This is a genomic window from Cognatundibacterium crateris (assembly GCF_010078235.1).
GTDB classification, from domain to species: Bacteria; Pseudomonadota; Gammaproteobacteria; order Burkholderiales; family Burkholderiaceae_D; genus Undibacterium; species Undibacterium crateris.
Window position 1 is genome coordinate 256,564 of record NZ_JAABOS010000003.1, and the last position, 15,396, is coordinate 271,959.

16 protein-coding genes are annotated in these 15,396 nt (G+C 52.9%); 5 read left to right on the forward strand and 11 right to left on the reverse strand.

The annotated features are described in order from the left end of the window. Window positions 1–109: 109 nt before the first annotated feature. The 5 genes from EYB48_RS07180 to EYB48_RS07200 form a co-directional block, all read right to left on the reverse strand. Complete coding sequence (locus EYB48_RS07180; protein WP_162019630.1) at window positions 110–3,319, reverse strand: efflux RND transporter permease subunit; 3,210 nt, start codon at window positions 3,317–3,319, stop codon at window positions 110–112. Window positions 3,320–3,321: 2 nt separating this feature from the next. Next, entirely contained in the window at window positions 3,322–4,533 is a 1,212-nt protein-coding gene (locus EYB48_RS07185; protein WP_162019631.1) for an efflux RND transporter periplasmic adaptor subunit, read from the reverse strand. Window positions 4,534–4,759: 226 nt separating this feature from the next. Next, complete coding sequence (locus EYB48_RS07190; RefSeq protein ID WP_162019632.1) at window positions 4,760–5,254, reverse strand: low molecular weight protein-tyrosine-phosphatase; 495 nt, start codon at window positions 5,252–5,254, stop codon at window positions 4,760–4,762. A 426-nt stretch (window positions 5,255–5,680) separates the two neighbouring features. Next, window positions 5,681–6,073 carry an MAPEG family protein gene (locus EYB48_RS07195; protein WP_162019633.1) on the reverse strand — a complete coding sequence of 131 codons (393 nt, stop codon included), beginning with the start codon at window positions 6,071–6,073 and terminating at the stop codon, window positions 5,681–5,683. 259 nt (window positions 6,074–6,332) lie between these two features. Beyond that, entirely contained in the window at window positions 6,333–6,713 is a 381-nt protein-coding gene (locus EYB48_RS07200; protein WP_162019634.1) for a hypothetical protein, read from the reverse strand. A 90-nt stretch (window positions 6,714–6,803) separates the two neighbouring features. Between EYB48_RS07200 and EYB48_RS07205 the strand changes: the two genes are divergently transcribed. The 3 genes from EYB48_RS07205 (at window position 6,804) to EYB48_RS07215 (ending at window position 8,737) form a co-directional block, all read left to right on the forward strand. Continuing rightward, window positions 6,804–7,169, forward strand: coding sequence for a hypothetical protein (locus EYB48_RS07205; RefSeq protein ID WP_162019635.1), 366 nt, complete (start codon window positions 6,804–6,806; stop codon window positions 7,167–7,169). 305 nt (window positions 7,170–7,474) lie between these two features. Beyond that, window positions 7,475–7,858, forward strand: a complete 384-nt coding sequence (locus tag EYB48_RS07210) for a hypothetical protein (protein ID WP_162019636.1) — start codon at window positions 7,475–7,477, stop codon at window positions 7,856–7,858. 126 nt (window positions 7,859–7,984) lie between these two features. Continuing rightward, window positions 7,985–8,737, forward strand: a complete 753-nt coding sequence (locus tag EYB48_RS07215; RefSeq protein WP_162019637.1) for a substrate-binding periplasmic protein — start codon at window positions 7,985–7,987, stop codon at window positions 8,735–8,737. Window positions 8,738–8,756: 19 nt separating this feature from the next. Here EYB48_RS07215 and EYB48_RS07220 read toward each other — a convergent pair whose 3' ends face one another. From EYB48_RS07220 to EYB48_RS07240, 5 genes are all read right to left on the reverse strand, one after another. Then, on the reverse strand, window positions 8,757–8,990 hold the full coding sequence (locus tag EYB48_RS07220) for a hypothetical protein (RefSeq protein ID WP_162019638.1): 234 nt from the start codon (window positions 8,988–8,990) through the stop codon (window positions 8,757–8,759). Window positions 8,991–9,000: 10 nt separating this feature from the next. After that, on the reverse strand, window positions 9,001–9,666 hold the full coding sequence (locus tag EYB48_RS07225) for a hypothetical protein (protein ID WP_162019639.1): 666 nt from the start codon (window positions 9,664–9,666) through the stop codon (window positions 9,001–9,003). A gap of 6 nt (window positions 9,667–9,672) precedes the next feature. Continuing rightward, window positions 9,673–10,734, reverse strand: a complete 1,062-nt coding sequence (locus EYB48_RS07230; protein WP_162019640.1) for a DUF481 domain-containing protein — start codon at window positions 10,732–10,734, stop codon at window positions 9,673–9,675. Window positions 10,735–10,886: 152 nt separating this feature from the next. After that, the gene (locus EYB48_RS07235) at window positions 10,887–11,135 is read right to left on the reverse strand and encodes a DUF3297 family protein (RefSeq protein WP_162019641.1); all 249 of its coding nucleotides are present in this window, start codon (window positions 11,133–11,135) and stop codon (window positions 10,887–10,889) included. Window positions 11,136–11,179: 44 nt separating this feature from the next. Further along, the gene (locus EYB48_RS07240) at window positions 11,180–11,986 is read right to left on the reverse strand and encodes a tRNA-uridine aminocarboxypropyltransferase (RefSeq protein WP_162019642.1); all 807 of its coding nucleotides are present in this window, start codon (window positions 11,984–11,986) and stop codon (window positions 11,180–11,182) included. 295 nt (window positions 11,987–12,281) lie between these two features. Between EYB48_RS07240 and EYB48_RS07245 the strand changes: the two genes are divergently transcribed. Next, window positions 12,282–12,482, forward strand: coding sequence for a hypothetical protein (locus tag EYB48_RS07245; protein ID WP_162019643.1), 201 nt, complete (start codon window positions 12,282–12,284; stop codon window positions 12,480–12,482). Window positions 12,483–12,727: 245 nt separating this feature from the next. On the opposite strand, the gene EYB48_RS07250 is transcribed toward EYB48_RS07245, so the two are convergent. Next, complete coding sequence (locus tag EYB48_RS07250) at window positions 12,728–13,348, reverse strand: glutathione S-transferase (RefSeq protein ID WP_162019644.1); 621 nt, start codon at window positions 13,346–13,348, stop codon at window positions 12,728–12,730. 434 nt (window positions 13,349–13,782) lie between these two features. On the opposite strand from EYB48_RS07250, the gene EYB48_RS07255 reads away from it, so the two are divergent. After that, window positions 13,783–15,288: an FAD-binding oxidoreductase gene (locus EYB48_RS07255; RefSeq protein ID WP_162019645.1), complete on the forward strand. Its 1,506-nt coding sequence runs from the start codon at window positions 13,783–13,785 to the stop codon at window positions 15,286–15,288. The last annotated feature ends 108 nt before the right edge of the window (window positions 15,289–15,396 follow it).

Sequence of the window (15,396 nt, forward strand, 5' to 3'; positions counted from 1 at the left end):
AAAAATGCTGGAGGATACTTAGGAATAGACCCCAGCATGAGGTGAACAGGTACTTACAACAACAGCTTAAACCAGCAGAAGTGATTTACCTTCTGCTGACTATTTCATATCAGGCCGATTTGACCGTCTTGTTTCTAAAAAGTTGCGTCAATTTTAGCAAACCGCGCCAAATCATGCGCACACCAAACAAAGTGAGCACTGCTTCCAGCATGGTCATGCCGATCGCGATCGCAGAATGGAAGCGTTCGCTACGCTGACGGATTTTACGGCTCATGCCATCTTTTGCGATTTCTATACTGTCGTAGAAGGTAGGCACGACTAACAGCGTCAGCAAGGTGGAAGTGATGGTGCCACCGATAATCGCAATCGCCAGTGGACGGTAGAATTCACCCCCCTCACCCAATCCCAATGCGACCGGTAACATACCTGCAATCAGCGCAAAGGTAGTCATCAGGATAGGACGCAGACGTACCCGTCCGGCTTGCATCAGGGCTGCTTCCCGTTCCATGCCTTCGGATTCAAATTTGCGTGCGGCATCCAGCAAGAGAATCGCATTCTTAGCGACCAGACCCATGAGCATAATCACACCGATCAGACTCATCAGATTGATGGTGCTGCCAGTGATCAGTAAGGCCAGTACCACGCCGATCAGTGACAACGGCAGCGATAACATCACACCCAAAGGCGCACTGAAAGAGCCGAACTGCATCACCAGGATCAGGTACATCAGGCCTATGCCGGACAAGACTGCGATACCCATGGCGCCGAACACTTCTTCCTGATCCTGACCGGCACCGCCAACTGACAAGCCATAACCTGTAGGGAAGTTCATGGACTCGGCCAGTTTCTTGGCGTCTGCAATCACTTCTCCATTCGAGCGACCCTGCGCATTGGCGGAAACGGTGATAGTCCGTTTGCCATTCGCATGTTCTATGCTGGAAGGTCCCTTACCCATGGTGATGGTGGCGATCTGATCAAGCGGTACCATCTGGCTGCTGCCCGCTACTGCGATAGGCAGACGTTCGATATTTTCTTTGCTGACGCGGTCATCCGGATGCAAGCGTACCGCAACGTCACGCGTCTCACCGGTAGGATCGACCCAGTCACCGACTTCGATACCGGCAAAGGCGACGCGCAAGGTCTGGGCTGCATCATTGGACGAGATGCCCATAGAATTGGCCAGGCCACGGTTGAGTTCGATTTTCAGCTCTTTCTTTGGGTCCTGCTCAGACAAACCGATATCGACCGCACCCGGTACATCGCGCAGTTTTTCCATATACAGACTGGTGATTTCCAACAGCTTGCGTGAATCCGGGCCGGTAAATTCCATTTGCACCGGCTTTTGCGCGCCATTGTTCAGATCATCCATCACCGTGTATTCAGCACCAACCAGCGTGCGGATTTTCTCGCGCAGTTCAGCGGCGATTTCCTTGGCGCTGCGTTTGCGTTCGGTACTTTTTCCGATGTCCACGTAAATCCGGCCACCTGCCGGTGTGATGTTGCTGTTGGTGTCTTTGGTCTCAGGCAAGCTGCGTGCGATGGCTGCGGCTCTTTCCATTTTCAGCTTCGCGTATTCCAGTGAAGACGAAGCTGGCGTGCGTACCGAGATCATCAGATTGCCGGAATCGGTCGCCGGTAAAAAGCTGGTGCCACCGAATTTAGCCTGCAGTGCCATCGCCGCCACCAGGCTCAATACTGCAATGGCTGCCATAGAACGACGATGATGCAGCGCCCAGGCAATCACATGACCATAGCGGTCGGACTGATGATCAAACCAGTCATTAAAGCGTGCCAGCAGCTTGCTCAAGCCTTTTTTCGGTGCAGTATGATGATCGGCCGGATCACCCCAATAAGCTGACAACATCGGGTCCAGCGTAAAGGAAATCCCCAGACTGACCAGCACCGAGCAAGTTACAGTCAGCGCAAACGGGCGGAACCATTCGCCAGGCATACCCGGCATGAAGGCGACCGGAATAAACACCGCGATGATAGAGAAGGTCGTCGCCGCCACTGCCAGACCGATTTCCGCCGTACCCTGTAAGGCGGCGGTTCTGCGATCGGAACCCATTTGCATATGGCGCACGATGTTTTCCCGCACCACAATCGCATCATCAATTAAGACACCAATCGCCAGCGACAGACCCAACAGCGTCATGAAGTTCAGCGTGAAACCACACAGCCAGACCGCGATAAATGCAGCAATCACGGAGGTTGGCAGACTCAAGGCTGTGATCAGGGTAGAGCGCCAGGAATTCAGGAAGGCATACACCACAAAGATAGTCAGCCCTGCACCCAGAACCAGCGATTCGATCACATTATTCAGGCTGCGTTGTGCATCTTTGCCGCCGTCACGCGTGATGTCGAGCTTGGTTCCCGGATGCGTGGTTTCATATTCCTTATTGGTTTTTTCCAGAAATTCACGCACCGCTTTCGCTACGGAGACAGTACTGGCTTCGCGTGATTTACTGACCTGAATACCGACATTCGGATTACCGCTACGTATGCTCAGGCTGTTCAGATCGGCAAAGTTATCTTCTATGGTGGCGACCTGCGCCAGACGGACTACCTGCTCACCATTGCGTTTAATGACAACTTGCTGAAACTCTTCCGGCGTTTCAATACGACCTACCAGACGTATGCTTTCTTCATCCAGTTTGCCACGGATTTTACCGACTGGCGCATTGGTGTTTTGCATGCGCAAAGCATTCACGACTTCACCAACCGAGACATTGTATTCACGCAGTTTTTCTGCGCGCAGCAAGACTGACAGTTCACGTTTTAAGGAACCATTCACGGTGACGGTCGACACGCCGGGCAAGCCGCGCAGTTTATCTGCCAGACTGTCTTCCGCCAGGCGTGAAATCTCGGCATGGCTGAGCTTGGTGGACGACAGCGCGATATTCACTATCGGTTGCGCAGAAGGGTCCCAGCGCTGGATGATGGGCTCGCGCATTTCGGTCGGCATCTTGAAGCGCACGTTGGAAATCACGTTGCGGACTTCATCGGTGGCTTCGATCATGTTCTTTTTAAATTCAAACATGATGTCAAAACGGGCCATGCCTTCATTTGAGCTGGAATACACTTCCTTGACGCCGGAAATACTCATCATCGACTTTTCCAGACGATTGACGATTTCACGCTCTACCGTGTCCGGTGAGGCGCCCGGATAAGGCATCACCACCGACAGACCCGGCACTTCTACGTCGGGATTCTGATTGACGCGCAGCTTGCTCAAGGCCAGTAAGCCCAGCGCCATCAGCGCGATGATCATCACGATAGTCGCGATGGGGCGTTTAATACTGAAGTCAGATAGAAACATGATTAATGGCTCCCGGCTGCAGTTGTATTCGCAGCGGCTGCAGTATTGCCAGTGTTACCTGCAGGCGTAGCTGCCGCCAGCTCAACTGCCTGTCCGTCTTTGAGCGCTGAGCCAGGGTTACGCATGACGACATCGCCGACAGCTAAGCCATTGCGGATTTCTATGTTACCGGTACGCTGGTCGCGTTTGCCCATAGCCAGATTCACCTTGCTCAGATTTTTACCGGAGACGCGCCAGGCATACGCCGTATCACCCGCTCTGACCACAGCGGATTCCGGCAGCGTCAGCGCATTAATGGTAGTGGCTTCGATATTTCCTTCTGCATACAAGCCAGATACCTTAGGCTGGTTTTTGTCAGCAAATGCGACCAGCACCTCGACCTGACGTGTCACGTCATTGGCGGCGGGATCCAGGCGCGTGACTTTGCCGCGGAATTCCTGCTGATAGCCATTGATACGGAAGCTGACTGCCTGCCCGGTTTGCACCTGAGCGATTTTATCGGTCGAGACTTTACCGGCAAAACGCATACTGGTCGGGTCGATGACTTTGACTAATTCCTTACCTGGTGTCGCGGTATCACCGGCAGAGACTTTACGTTCACTGACCACGCCATCAAACGGTGCGCGTACCACAGTGCGCTGCAATTGCTGACGTGCGCTGGCTGCTCTGGCCTTGGCGGCGGATAATTCGCTGCGCGCCGCATTCACACGTACTTCTGCATCATCTAATGCCTGCAATGAGGTCATGCCGGAAGCGCGTAAAGTCTTCAGCCGCTGCAAAGTACGATCCGACTGATCGAGTGCGAGCGAGGCACTGCGGGCGGAGTCTTCGGCTGAATTCAGATTGTCACGGATAGAGGTTTCATCCAGTTTGACCAGCACATCGCCACGCTTCACGATGTCGCCGTTTTCCTTCAATACCTGCAGCACGATGGCCTGCACCTCGGCGCGCAAATCGGCTTTGCGTTCAGGCTGGATAGAGCCGGTGATGACTGGCCCTGAGGCGAGCGCATTGCTTTCGACTTTCAATATGTCTTCCGGCGCGATGGTCAGTTTGGGTGCCGGTTTTTCATTCTTAGCGCTGGCGGAGGATGCGGCACTTGCTGCTGTAGTTGCTGCCGATGCGGAGGCAGAGCCTTTTTCATTTTCTTTTTTACTGTTACAGGCTGCCAGCGCAGAGGCGATGGCAATAACTAGGAGGGTTTGACGTAACATGATCGCTCGCAGGTAGGGGAATCGGGAAAACCGGGATGCTGAAGTATTCCAAAAGGATGCCGCTAAGACAAGACGAAAAGGTTTAAGTTGCAGTTTCAATAGGATGAAATGCAAGAAACAAGGAATGAGTTGCAGCGAGGGGCGTTTGAGTTGATGCAGGCAGCTTGCAGGGTTTGTTACCTGGCTACGTGGAGAGTGTTAAATCAGAGCGGGAGCTGATGCAGGCTCAGGCCGGCTGTTGGGATTTCATGACATAAGCCAGCAGTCCGGCGCAGGCATCGTCAATATAATCGAGTACGGTTTCAAAACCCTGAGCGCCGCCGTAATAGGGGTCTGGGACTTCCTGGGCTGCAACATGCTCGGCAAATTTCATTAGCAATTCCAGCTTATGCTGGTAACGCGCCGGGCAAGCGGCTTGCAATAAGGACATATTGTGTTGATCCATTGCCAGTAACAGGTCAAATTTTTCAAAATCTTCCGCTTTGACCTGACGCGCACGTTGCCGGGATAGATCAAATCCCCGCTTCATCGCGTAATCGCGTGCACGCGGGTCCGGCGCTTCACCTGAATGATAAGCATGGGTGCCAGCGGAATCAATATGCAACTGATCCGTCATGCCAGCCTGCTCCGCTTTGGCACGGAATACTGCTTCTGCAGTCGGAGAGCGGCAGATATTTCCCATGCAGATAAACAAGATGGCGCGGACAGGTGCTTGATTCATTATTAAATCCAGGCAACTTTCAGAGTGGCAATGTAATGGTGTGGGGTAATTTTACGCTTGAAGCTGGGAAATTCTTTCGATTGAGACGAGATAAATTGTCAACAATATATAAATGTAGGGCTTACGCAAAATTGTCCCGGCAAGGCATGGCGACGCAGGCAGTACGCTGTGTACGACAAGGAGCCATAACGCCGCTGGGGCGGTTTTGCGTAAGTCCTAAAATGTAGGGCTTACGCAAAATGACCTGGGAAGTAAGCCGACCAGGTAAGCGGTCTCGAGAGGGATAGCTGAATAGCGCACTCAGCCTGCGCTGAGCGAAATTGACCGGACGGCCTGCATTTAGGGATCGCCCTCCGTATAGCTGGGGCTGGTTGAAATGGCTGCGTGCTGCGTCAGGATAGTGACGCAGCTAAGCAGCAAAAATGCTTAAGACAGCAGTAAGATCGCCACACTGCATGCGCTGGCTGCGAACCAGATCAGGGAACGCAAAGTCGCCTGATTAGCGAGATATGCCGCGATATACAGTATGCGGCATAAGATGAAACCGCCTGCCAGCATATCGATCTGTGACTGGTCCGCATGTGCCTGTTGAGCCAGTACCACGGCGGCGATAAACAGCGGCAGCGCTTCCCAGCCATTTTGTTGGGCTGCATTGGCACGATGCTGCCAGCCTTGCAGGCGTTCGGTCCAGGCGCGCGGATGGCGGTTGTTGTAACGCAGCTCGCGCTGATCAGCGCGTGCAGACGCTGCTTTCGCTATACCTATTGTGGCTATCGGTAACAGGCAGGCAGCCAGTACGCACCAGTTCGCAAGTGTCATGATTTCTCCTTAATTGAAGCCTCAATCATATAGCGATCACAGCACTTAGCAAACCATGCAGCGTACAGACGCAGCCGATCAAAAAAATTGTTGATGCACACGGCTGTCAACCATACTTCACTAAGCGCCGTTGTATCAGCACGTAGCGAGGGCTACGATACCCAACACTGAATTCTGAACAAGGACGCACTATGAATAAGCTCAATAAGTTGACACTCGCTCTGATCGCTACTGCGTTAACTGCCGGTACAGCGTTTGCTCAGAAACCAGCCGCTGCTGCGGCATCTGCCAAAGCCAGCGCACCGGCAGTGAGCGTCGCAGCCACACCGGCTTCGGTACCAGAAAAATCAGAGAAAGCTGTGAAGACAGTAAAGCCAGTGAGTGCAGAAAAATCCAGTGCCTCTGCTTCAGCAATCAAGACCAATAAAATTGAAACTGATCCGGTCAAAAAAGTTGATCCGGTAAAGCCAAAAAAAGCGGAAGAAGTGAAAGAAGAATTAAAAAAATAAGGAATCATTGATACGAGAAAAACGGCGTCTGTATGACGCCGTTTTTTATTTTTTTTTCGTCGAATAAAAAAATTGAGAGCAGGCAGAAAAATTTTTTTACTTTTTACATTCGTACACAAATTTTGTGTCAACAGACTGCAAACAGGCTGCGTTATTAGCTTACGTAGACAAACTACGCTGACAAACAAATCAACGCTGTATAACACTCATAGGAACAGATCATGAACAAATTTATCGCCGCTATCATCGCTTCCAGTTTCGCAATGGGTACTGCATTTGCACAGACACCTGCAAAACCAGTAGAGGCAGCTAAAGCAGCAGTCGCCACGACTGCGACGAATGCAGCAAGTGCTGCGAGCGCTCAGGCAGCAGCTGCCGCCAGTACAGTGAAGGCGGCAGTCACACCGGCACCTGCGCCGGCACCAAAAGCAGAAATGAAAACTGAAGCGAAGCCAGCAGCGGCCGCTACACCTGCAGCTGAAGCCAAGCCAGCGGTCGAGAAAAAAGCTAAGCATCGCAAGCATGCGAAGAAAGCGAAAACCGAAGCTGCAAGCAGCGATGCAAAACCAGCTGCGACGATGAAATAAACACTTTCCATGCGTAAGGCGACATCTGAGTATCAGATCCGCAGTGAAAAAAAGCACAGACATTTCTCTGTGCTTTTTTCTTTTTTTTAAATCGTTTTTAAAAAAATTTAGTCTTTTTTGTTTTATGAATACTGGAAACTAAGTTTCCTAGTAATGCATTATCAGATTAAATTCAAAGAAAATTAAAAATAAAAAATATTTTCGAAAATTGTGTCAACGCATCATTCACTGACTACGTTTTTAGCTTACGTAGCAACACTACGCAAAACAAATTAACCTGAAAACTTTTTGAACAAGGACTCATCATGACTAAGTTAATCGCCGCTCTGATCGCTACAACTTTCGCAATGGGTACAGCGTTCGCCCAGACACCGGCAGCGCCTGCTTCCGCCTCCGCGAAAGCCAGTGCACCAGCTTCTGCTGCAGCTTCGGTAGCCGCACCTGCGAGTAAAGTAAAAGCACCTGTAGCTGATATCAAAGCCAGTGCTTCCGTTGCGGCAGAAACCAAGCCAGCGACTGAAGCAGCACCTAAAGCTGAACATGCAAAAACCGAGCATGCCAAGACTGAACATATGAAAAAAGAGCACGTTAAAAAAGAACATGCGAAGACGGATGCAAAAGCAGACGTAAAAACTGAAGTCAAACCTGAAGTGAAAGCAGAAGCCGCGAAGGCTGCCTCTGCTAAATAAGCAGGTTTAGTAATCAAGAACGGCGCCCAGTGCGCCGTTTTTTTATGGGCAGACCGAAATTAGCAGAGCAAGTTGTGGTTAAATGTGACACTTCTGGTGTAACCATCCTTGAAGTCAATCTGATCTATGAAAAGAGTCCTGCTCAGCTTAGTTGGCCTGATTTTTTCTATGTCCTCCCATGCCTTAGATCTGCGCGTCGCCGTTTGGGATGGCGCTGCGCCTTTTATGACGAAGACTGAGCAGGGATGGCGCGGGATTTGTGTGGATATCTATAAGGCGATCGAGACACTGGATCCACAATTACGTTTTGTGATCGATGAAGAAACCATGCCTTTGCGCCGGATTGAATATGAATTACACGCTGGCCGCCGCGATCTGATTTGCGGCGCACGCAAGACCCCGGCACGTGAAGCGGCCGGTATGCAGTTTCTGAAAAGCGGTTTTTATACCAGTGGCTATCGGCTGGCCGTGCGCAGCGATGACGATGTACAGGTCAGTAGCTGGGATGATGTGAAAAAGCTAGGTAATCAAGGCGTGGTGTTGATCATGCAGGGACATGGCGAAATCGAACGCCTGCAGCAGTTAGGCATACAGCTCGATAGTGGCACACCGTCTGCCGAACAGAATCTGATTAAGCTGGAGGCCGGGCGGGCGCGTTTTTTCTACCATCGGGATATATTTTTTAAATCCAGCAGTTTTAACCCCAAAGACCATCCAAAAATCCGTTTGCTACCGACAGTGTTTGACCCCAGTCCTGCCTATATAGCCGCAGGTAAAATGCTCAGCAAAGATGTACTCGCCCAAATCGAAACAGCCTTCAACCGCCTGATGCGTTCCGGCGAAATTGCACGCATCGTCAAGCAGAACGGCATGGAATAAACCAGCGCTAACCAGCGCTTTACGCACGCTTAGCAATACTCCACAGTTCGCTGGTACCGATTTTTCTGCGCTGTAGCTGTCCCTCGCTTTCCAGCAAGCTCAGTGCATGCTGGGTTAAGACTAAGCTTTCCGGCAGTCCAGGCCACTTTATCCACCAGTTGTGTATGCCTTCCGCCGTATCACAGGCTTGCGGGTGTGCTTTCAGGTAATCCAGTATGGCTAAGCAAACATCACTGACCAGATTCGTATCCATTCATTTTCCTTCAACGTTCATGCATGTAGATTACACGCGGACAGGGATTATTGGCAGATGGCTTCGGGCACCAGTAAGAGACCGTCACCGACCAGCGCTGGCACGATAGCTCAATCAGCTCCGGCCGGTCGCCCATCCCCATATTGCAGACAGATTGCAGGGCCTTATCCACCGACATACCTTGAAAATACCCATAGCCTGCCACTTTACGCAGCGTATCCACCGCCTTTTGTGGATCAACGCTGCCCGGACGTATCACCACATCGCGTTTGGCCAGGCGCACCACGGTTTCCAGCTCAGCCGGACTGCACTGCCAGCGTTGGCCATCCCGTGCACACTGGGCCACATAATACAGCGGCTGGCCGCCAAGCTGCGTATGCGGACGACAGCGTACTTCCGCGAATTGGACCGGGCTGCGCGCATCAAAGGCGCGTCCATCCGCATCCGCCAATGCCAGACCGTATTGTGCGCCACAAGCGAGCTGTTCTATCTGCAGCCTGTCCTGACGACTTAGCGCCACGCTGATGGTGCTATCCTGCGCTGCAGTGGCCGGTAGCACACAACTCAACAACATCGCAGCGCCGCAGCGTCTGATCTGCTGCGCATATCGTATCAGTCCGGGTAAGGAAAATCCGCAATCACGCATGCTGCTCTCCAGTTGTGAACGGTCGCTCATCGTACTTTACCAATTTGCCCCTATGCTGAGTCTGAGCTGATGGCTCTTCATCCACAAGGATGCAGCACGGTTTGCCTTGATCCCGTACTTCGTCGATAAATACATGCGGCGATTGAGCTGATAACGCAAGCCCAGCTCAGAGTCTGACAGCAAATCAACCGGAAAACCGATAGGTAAAATATTTTCGGTTTTCGCAAAAATCTCTAGATTCCGGATTGGGAGTTTTCGTTTAAATTTGACCGTCCACAACCAGGCATTCACATGAAATTCCGACGCGCTGGTCGAGAAATTCAGACGGTTGAAACTCAGCAGGCTCTCCAGATTGCTGACTTCAGATTCCCAGATATGGCGTCCAAAGCCGACACCGTAATAGTAATAGCTGCTGTTATTCGCGACTTTATCGTTCTGGTAGTAAGCATTGTTACGTACATACCATTTCGGTGTCAGATAATAATCCAGCGCATAACTGCCCTTGCTGTCATTTTCTTTTTCCTGACGATCGGTCCAATAGCGGTTCAGCTCTACATGATATTCATGCCGCCATGGGCGGGTATTCCAGACGCCCTCGGTTTCCAGCTCCAGTCTTTGCGTGCGGCTGGAATTGCGCGCCAGCTCCAGCGAAGTCTCGATATTCCCTTCAAAGCTGGATACCGCTTTTTCCAGTGCTTCCTGATCAAAGGACACCTCGCGTAGCGGCACCAGTTGCTGCGCCACTTCCACCATGCCGCTCTGCGAGCGCGGTGCGATGGTCGTGCGCAGGGTATCGCCATGTGGCAGCGTCAGCGGCAGGCTTTCTTTGCTCGACATCGTCATCACCGCCTCGGCATCGATTTCAATCTCGCCCGCATAATCCGTTTTCAATATCAGCTTATCGACCCCGATTTTCAACAAGCGGCCAGTCAGCTTATCGCCATTTTTGAGCCAGATTTCGGTGCGTGGCTGGCTGGCATCTGCAGCAGTTTGCGCCAGACCAGGCGTGGCATAGCTTAGCAGCATGCTGCACAGACCCAATGGTGCCAGCAGCTTAGGCAAAGGCAGTAATCGAAAAAAACGGGTGGTAGTGTGCATCGGTGCAGCAAAAGAAGTTTGAGCAAGCAGTATTGTGGCTGGAAGTGATGAAAATGACTATGGCTTCTACAGATTTTACGTGGCGCACAAAAAGCACAACGGGCGACCAGCGCCCGTTGTGATGCTAAAAATTCCGTGTTGCGGTGTTGGGATTAGCGGTAAAACGCTTCAACCACACCCTTCACTTTGATCAGCATAGGATTGCCTTTGCGGTCGCGGGTTTTGCCAGCCTGTACGCTGATCCAGCCTTCGCTGATGCAATACTCTTCGACGTCGTTGCGTTCTTTGCCGTTGATTTTGATCCCTATGTCGTGCTGAAACACGTCAGCATTGTAAAAGGGGCTGCGCGGATTGATGGATAAACGATCCGGTAATGGGGGGAGTTGTGTAGTCGTAGTCATAGGGCAGAATTATCTATCAGATGCGCGCTGCGTTCAATGCCTGATTATTCGTTAAGTAAGTTGTTGCTGGCAGCAGCCTCGGCCCTTAAGCTGCGCAGGCGCTGGTGTGGTTCGTCGTCCAGGTCCAGTTTCCACTGCTGTTTGGCGCACAGATAATGTTCGGTAAACACATCCAGATAGGCTTCCAGGGTTTGTGCCGCCAGGGTTTCACCGGCCAGTGCCAGACACAGCGCAGCGACTTCTGAAGTACACAGATGATCTTCGCGGCGCGAGCGGCGCAGCTGGTAGCGCGATACCTGTTCCGGTTCCAGACTCAGCACCGGGAAAGGCAGCAGATACGGACTTTTCTTAAAGATCTTGCGCGCTTCTGACCAGGTCGCATCGAGCAGGATGAACAGCGGGCGTTTGGTGGCAGCGTCAGTCGCACTCACATTGTCAGCCACAGCCTGCTCAGCTGGCAGCAATTGCGTGATGACGCGTTCGGGTGCGACAAATTCGCCCGGAAACACCACATACGGCTGCCATTGCGGATCGGCCAGCAAGGCCAGTAAGGCTGGATCGACTTCGGTGCGCGCCCAGCCAAAGGCCAGGGTATCGGGCACCAGATCAGCGATCAGCCAGCCGGTATTACTGGGCTTTAAAGTCTCGTGCTCTGCCATCAGCAAGCAAAATCCGGCACGGGTAGGCAGCACCGTGCGCCACGCACACAGACAATGGCTGAGGATCAGGCGACAGCCGCCACAGCGCTCGCCATGCGGCCCGCCGCGCGCCAGAAACGGCCGCGTGCTGCGTGCCAGCCGGGCAGTGCGTAAGCGGGAAACAGCATGAGGTGGCAGTGCAGGATTCGTCATTATGGTCGTCACTCAAGGCAGCCAGAGCCGCCGGAAACAGTCTACAGGGCGCGTATCTTGGCATTGTCTGCGCCAGTTTGCAAACCGCTGCGGCGCGCTGCCTGCCACCGCCGGGCGCAGCTAGTGCGCCTTGGTCGCTTTTGGCCTATTCCGGTCAGCCATCACGGTCTGTCGCACGTTAGGCACAGACACTGACCGCAATATCCGGCTGGCATGGAACTAAGTCAGCAAAAGGCAGCCAAAGTCAGTCTACCGCGTGTAATATCAAAACTTTAATCCAACCGAGAGTGAGACCATGAAAAAAATTCTGCACATCCTGAGCCTGGCTGCCATCGCTGCCAGCTTAAGCGCCTGTATCTCCGTCAGCGAACAAAACGTCGAAGCCAGCAAGCAAATCTCCGTCATGGCAGCGCAAGCGACCGCCACCTGCGGTCAGGGCAATGTCGATAAAGTCAGCACCAGCAGCTTCACCTGCAAACAAAACACCGGCCGCTAAGCACAGCGCAGACTCCCAAAAAAACAGCCGGTCATGACACCGGCTGTTTTTTTGCACTGACTTCAAACGCAGAAAGCAAAGTCCGAAACCAAAGTCCGAAAACAAAGTCTGAATCCCTGTGCGGCTGCTGGCAGCATTTCAGCCTGCAGGCCGCATCAACACTCAGTCTGGCTGATTCAACTCATCGATTCAATACGCTGCTTGAACGCGCCAATGTCGGTACTTTTTCGTCCATCACATCCGTTTTATTTCGCAAACTTCGCGTAATACGCCTGCACCGCAGGCAAGGCTGCGATGCGCTGATGATGTGCATTCAGCGCCGGTGCGACTTGCGCCACCAGATCGGTCGGCACATGATCCAGACGACCGGAATTCAAACCACGGATATCCACAAACACCTTCAGATCCGCCACCGTCAGGCGGCCATCGGCAAAGTAGTCGCCGCCTTGCGCCAGCAAACGCTGCTCCAGCCAGCGCAGATAAACCGGGATAGAACCATTCACCAAGGCCAGACGCGCCGCCTTTTGTTCTTCACCCGTCATGCGGAAAGTCGGGCCCATCTTGATGCCAGCTTCTTCCACCACAAAGCTCACCTCGTCGCAGTACAAAGCCTGCAAGGCATCTTGTGGATACAGGCCAGCCAGCTTGCCTGCATAACGTAGCATCGCATCACATTGTGTGAGCTGCACACCATCCACCTCCAGCACTGGCACCTGCCCAAAAGGTGTCGCTTTGCGCACATCGGCAAATTCCGGATAGCTGAAGCGGTGATCTTCAAACGCTACTCCGCCCAGCGCCAATGCCAGTCGCACTGGCTCGCCACGGCCACCATGAAAATCGAAATAGGTCAGTTTAAGTTGAGGCATGTTGTCTCCTGAATGATTGCTAAACATCGATGGTCAGTATCGACCAGTAGGGTCTGAAAAATGTGTCATGCGACTAAACGCGCGGCCATCATAGCACGCGCAAAAAACACGGGTTCAACCCGCCTCCCATGGAAAACACACAGCTCCCGGCCAGCGAAGCGCAATCCAGCGCACCAAGAAAATTCCTGAAGTTAACTTGTAATATTGATTATTTTAAACAACAATATATTGCAAATTATCAATTTTTGACCGAACGCCGACCCTCCTTGCACCGAATGGCGTCCTGGTGTGCCTCCCTTCCCGTCTATATACCGACGGGGCGCTGCGTCACTTTGTAAAAGCAGCTTTGACAAACCGTTGTGCGCTTGTGCTGTCGTATTCCCAAACACGAAGTTTCTGAAATCGATTCTCTTTCCCAGCCTGAGGAGTAGTCAATGAATGCATCATTCCCGCAATCGCGCCGCCGTTTTCTGCAAACATCCACCGCGCTGGCGACCGCCAGTGCGCTGGGGCTGTCCGGCGAAGTCAGCGCCGCGCCTGCCATACACAGCAAGCACAACCTCAAAGCCCTGGCCGCCAGCATGAGCGGGCGTCTGATCCTGCCCGGTGAGCTCGGCTATGCCATGGCCGCTGCGCCCAATAACCAACGCTATGCCGATATTTTGCCTATCGCGGTCGCCATGTGCGCCAACGATAAGGATGTGCAGCTATGCCTGCGCTGGGCGATTGATCATCGTCAGCCCTTTGCAGTGCGCTCCGGCGGCCACAACTATGCGGGCTTCTCCACCACCAAAGGCTTGCTGATCGATGTGAAGGCGATGAATGGCATCAGCTTCAATGCAAAAGAAAATACCTGCACGATCTCTGCCGGGGTCAGCAATCAGGATATGGCCAACTTCTTTAGCGGCGGCTTCCTGGCGGTGCCATCCGGACGCTGCCCGACCGTTGGCGCGGCGGGATTGGTGTTGGGCGGTGGCTGGGGCTTTTCTGCCACCCATGCCGGGCTGACCTGCGACAGCCTGAAATCCTCCAGCATCGTGCTGCCGAATCAGCATCTGGTCGTCGCCGAAGACAAAGGCGAGTATCAGGATTTGTTCTGGGGCCTGCGCGGTGGCGGCGGCGGTAATTTCGGCATCAATACCTCGTTCACCTTCAACCTGGTCGATGTCTCGCACAACGTCACCATCTTCAACATCCTGTGGCCAGCACAACAGCAAATCGAATTATTCAGCGCCCTGCAAGAGCTGCAAAAAAATCACGCCACCCAAATTTCAACCCGCAGCAAAATCGTGCCCAGCCGCGCCGGCACCAACTACACCATGGCCGATTTGCAGGTGACCACCTTAGGCCAGTTCTTCGGCGATAAAGAGGCCGCGCTGAAAGCCTTGGAACCTGTCTTAAAAATGGTCAAACCGATTAAGCAGGACATACGCGAAATGCAGTACTGGCAAGCGCGTGATTATCTGATCACCGACGACCCGAATGGCATGTACGACTTGCGCTCTTCCTACATCGGCGAAGCCATGTCGCCCGCAGGCATAGAAACCATGCTGCGCTGGATGATGAAATGGCCGGGCGGCTCACTGCTGCCAGAAAACATGGGCATCCTGTTTGCGATAGGCGGAAAGGTCCGCGACGTGCCGGTTGAAGCCACCGCCTACCCGCATCGCAACGCCAATTACATCTTCGAAATGGAAGCCGCCTGGGCACCGATAGACAAGCCCGAAGTAGTGCAGAAACAGCAGCGCTGGCTACACGATTATTTCGCCGCCATGAGCCCTTACGTGCTGCAGCAATCCTATATCAACTTCCCCAACCGCGAACAACCCAACTGGCAACACGCCTACTATGGACAAAATCTGGACCGCCTGAAACGCCTCAAGCGCAAATACGATCCGGCCAACCATTTCAAATTCGAGCAAAGCATCCCGCTGGCCTGAGGCATCAGCGGGTAGCGGGTAAACAGCCAGCCGACGGCTCAGCACCGTGGCTTGCTGTGACCTGTTCAACCTGCGTTCTGTTCTGCTGTGTGGACAGCCACGCTGTGT

What these genes read in the sequence shown, in the direction of transcription:
- EYB48_RS07185 (WP_162019631.1), bottom strand. Translation starts at nt 4,533, where the DNA reads ATGTTACGTCAAACCCTCCTAGTTATTGCCATCGCCTCTGCGCTGGCA.
- EYB48_RS07230 (WP_162019640.1), bottom strand. Translation starts at nt 10,734, where the DNA reads ATGCACACTACCACCCGTTTTTTTCGATTACTGCCTTTGCCTAAGCTG.
- EYB48_RS07235 (WP_162019641.1), bottom strand. Translation starts at nt 11,135, where the DNA reads ATGACTACGACTACACAACTCCCCCCATTACCGGATCGTTTATCCATC.
- EYB48_RS07255 (WP_162019645.1), top strand. Translation starts at nt 13,783, where the DNA reads ATGAATGCATCATTCCCGCAATCGCGCCGCCGTTTTCTGCAAACATCC.
- EYB48_RS07215 (WP_162019637.1), top strand. Translation starts at nt 7,985, where the DNA reads ATGAAAAGAGTCCTGCTCAGCTTAGTTGGCCTGATTTTTTCTATGTCC.
- EYB48_RS07245 (WP_162019643.1), top strand. Translation starts at nt 12,282, where the DNA reads ATGAAAAAAATTCTGCACATCCTGAGCCTGGCTGCCATCGCTGCCAGC.
- EYB48_RS07250 (WP_162019644.1), bottom strand. Translation starts at nt 13,348, where the DNA reads ATGCCTCAACTTAAACTGACCTATTTCGATTTTCATGGTGGCCGTGGC.
- EYB48_RS07190 (WP_162019632.1), bottom strand. Translation starts at nt 5,254, where the DNA reads ATGAATCAAGCACCTGTCCGCGCCATCTTGTTTATCTGCATGGGAAAT.
- EYB48_RS07240 (WP_162019642.1), bottom strand. Translation starts at nt 11,986, where the DNA reads ATGACGAATCCTGCACTGCCACCTCATGCTGTTTCCCGCTTACGCACT.
- EYB48_RS07225 (WP_162019639.1), bottom strand. Translation starts at nt 9,666, where the DNA reads ATGAGCGACCGTTCACAACTGGAGAGCAGCATGCGTGATTGCGGATTT.
- EYB48_RS07180 (WP_162019630.1), bottom strand. Translation starts at nt 3,319, where the DNA reads ATGTTTCTATCTGACTTCAGTATTAAACGCCCCATCGCGACTATCGTG.
- EYB48_RS07210 (WP_162019636.1), top strand. Translation starts at nt 7,475, where the DNA reads ATGACTAAGTTAATCGCCGCTCTGATCGCTACAACTTTCGCAATGGGT.
- EYB48_RS07205 (WP_162019635.1), top strand. Translation starts at nt 6,804, where the DNA reads ATGAACAAATTTATCGCCGCTATCATCGCTTCCAGTTTCGCAATGGGT.
- EYB48_RS07220 (WP_162019638.1), bottom strand. Translation starts at nt 8,990, where the DNA reads ATGGATACGAATCTGGTCAGTGATGTTTGCTTAGCCATACTGGATTAC.
- EYB48_RS07195 (WP_162019633.1), bottom strand. Translation starts at nt 6,073, where the DNA reads ATGACACTTGCGAACTGGTGCGTACTGGCTGCCTGCCTGTTACCGATA.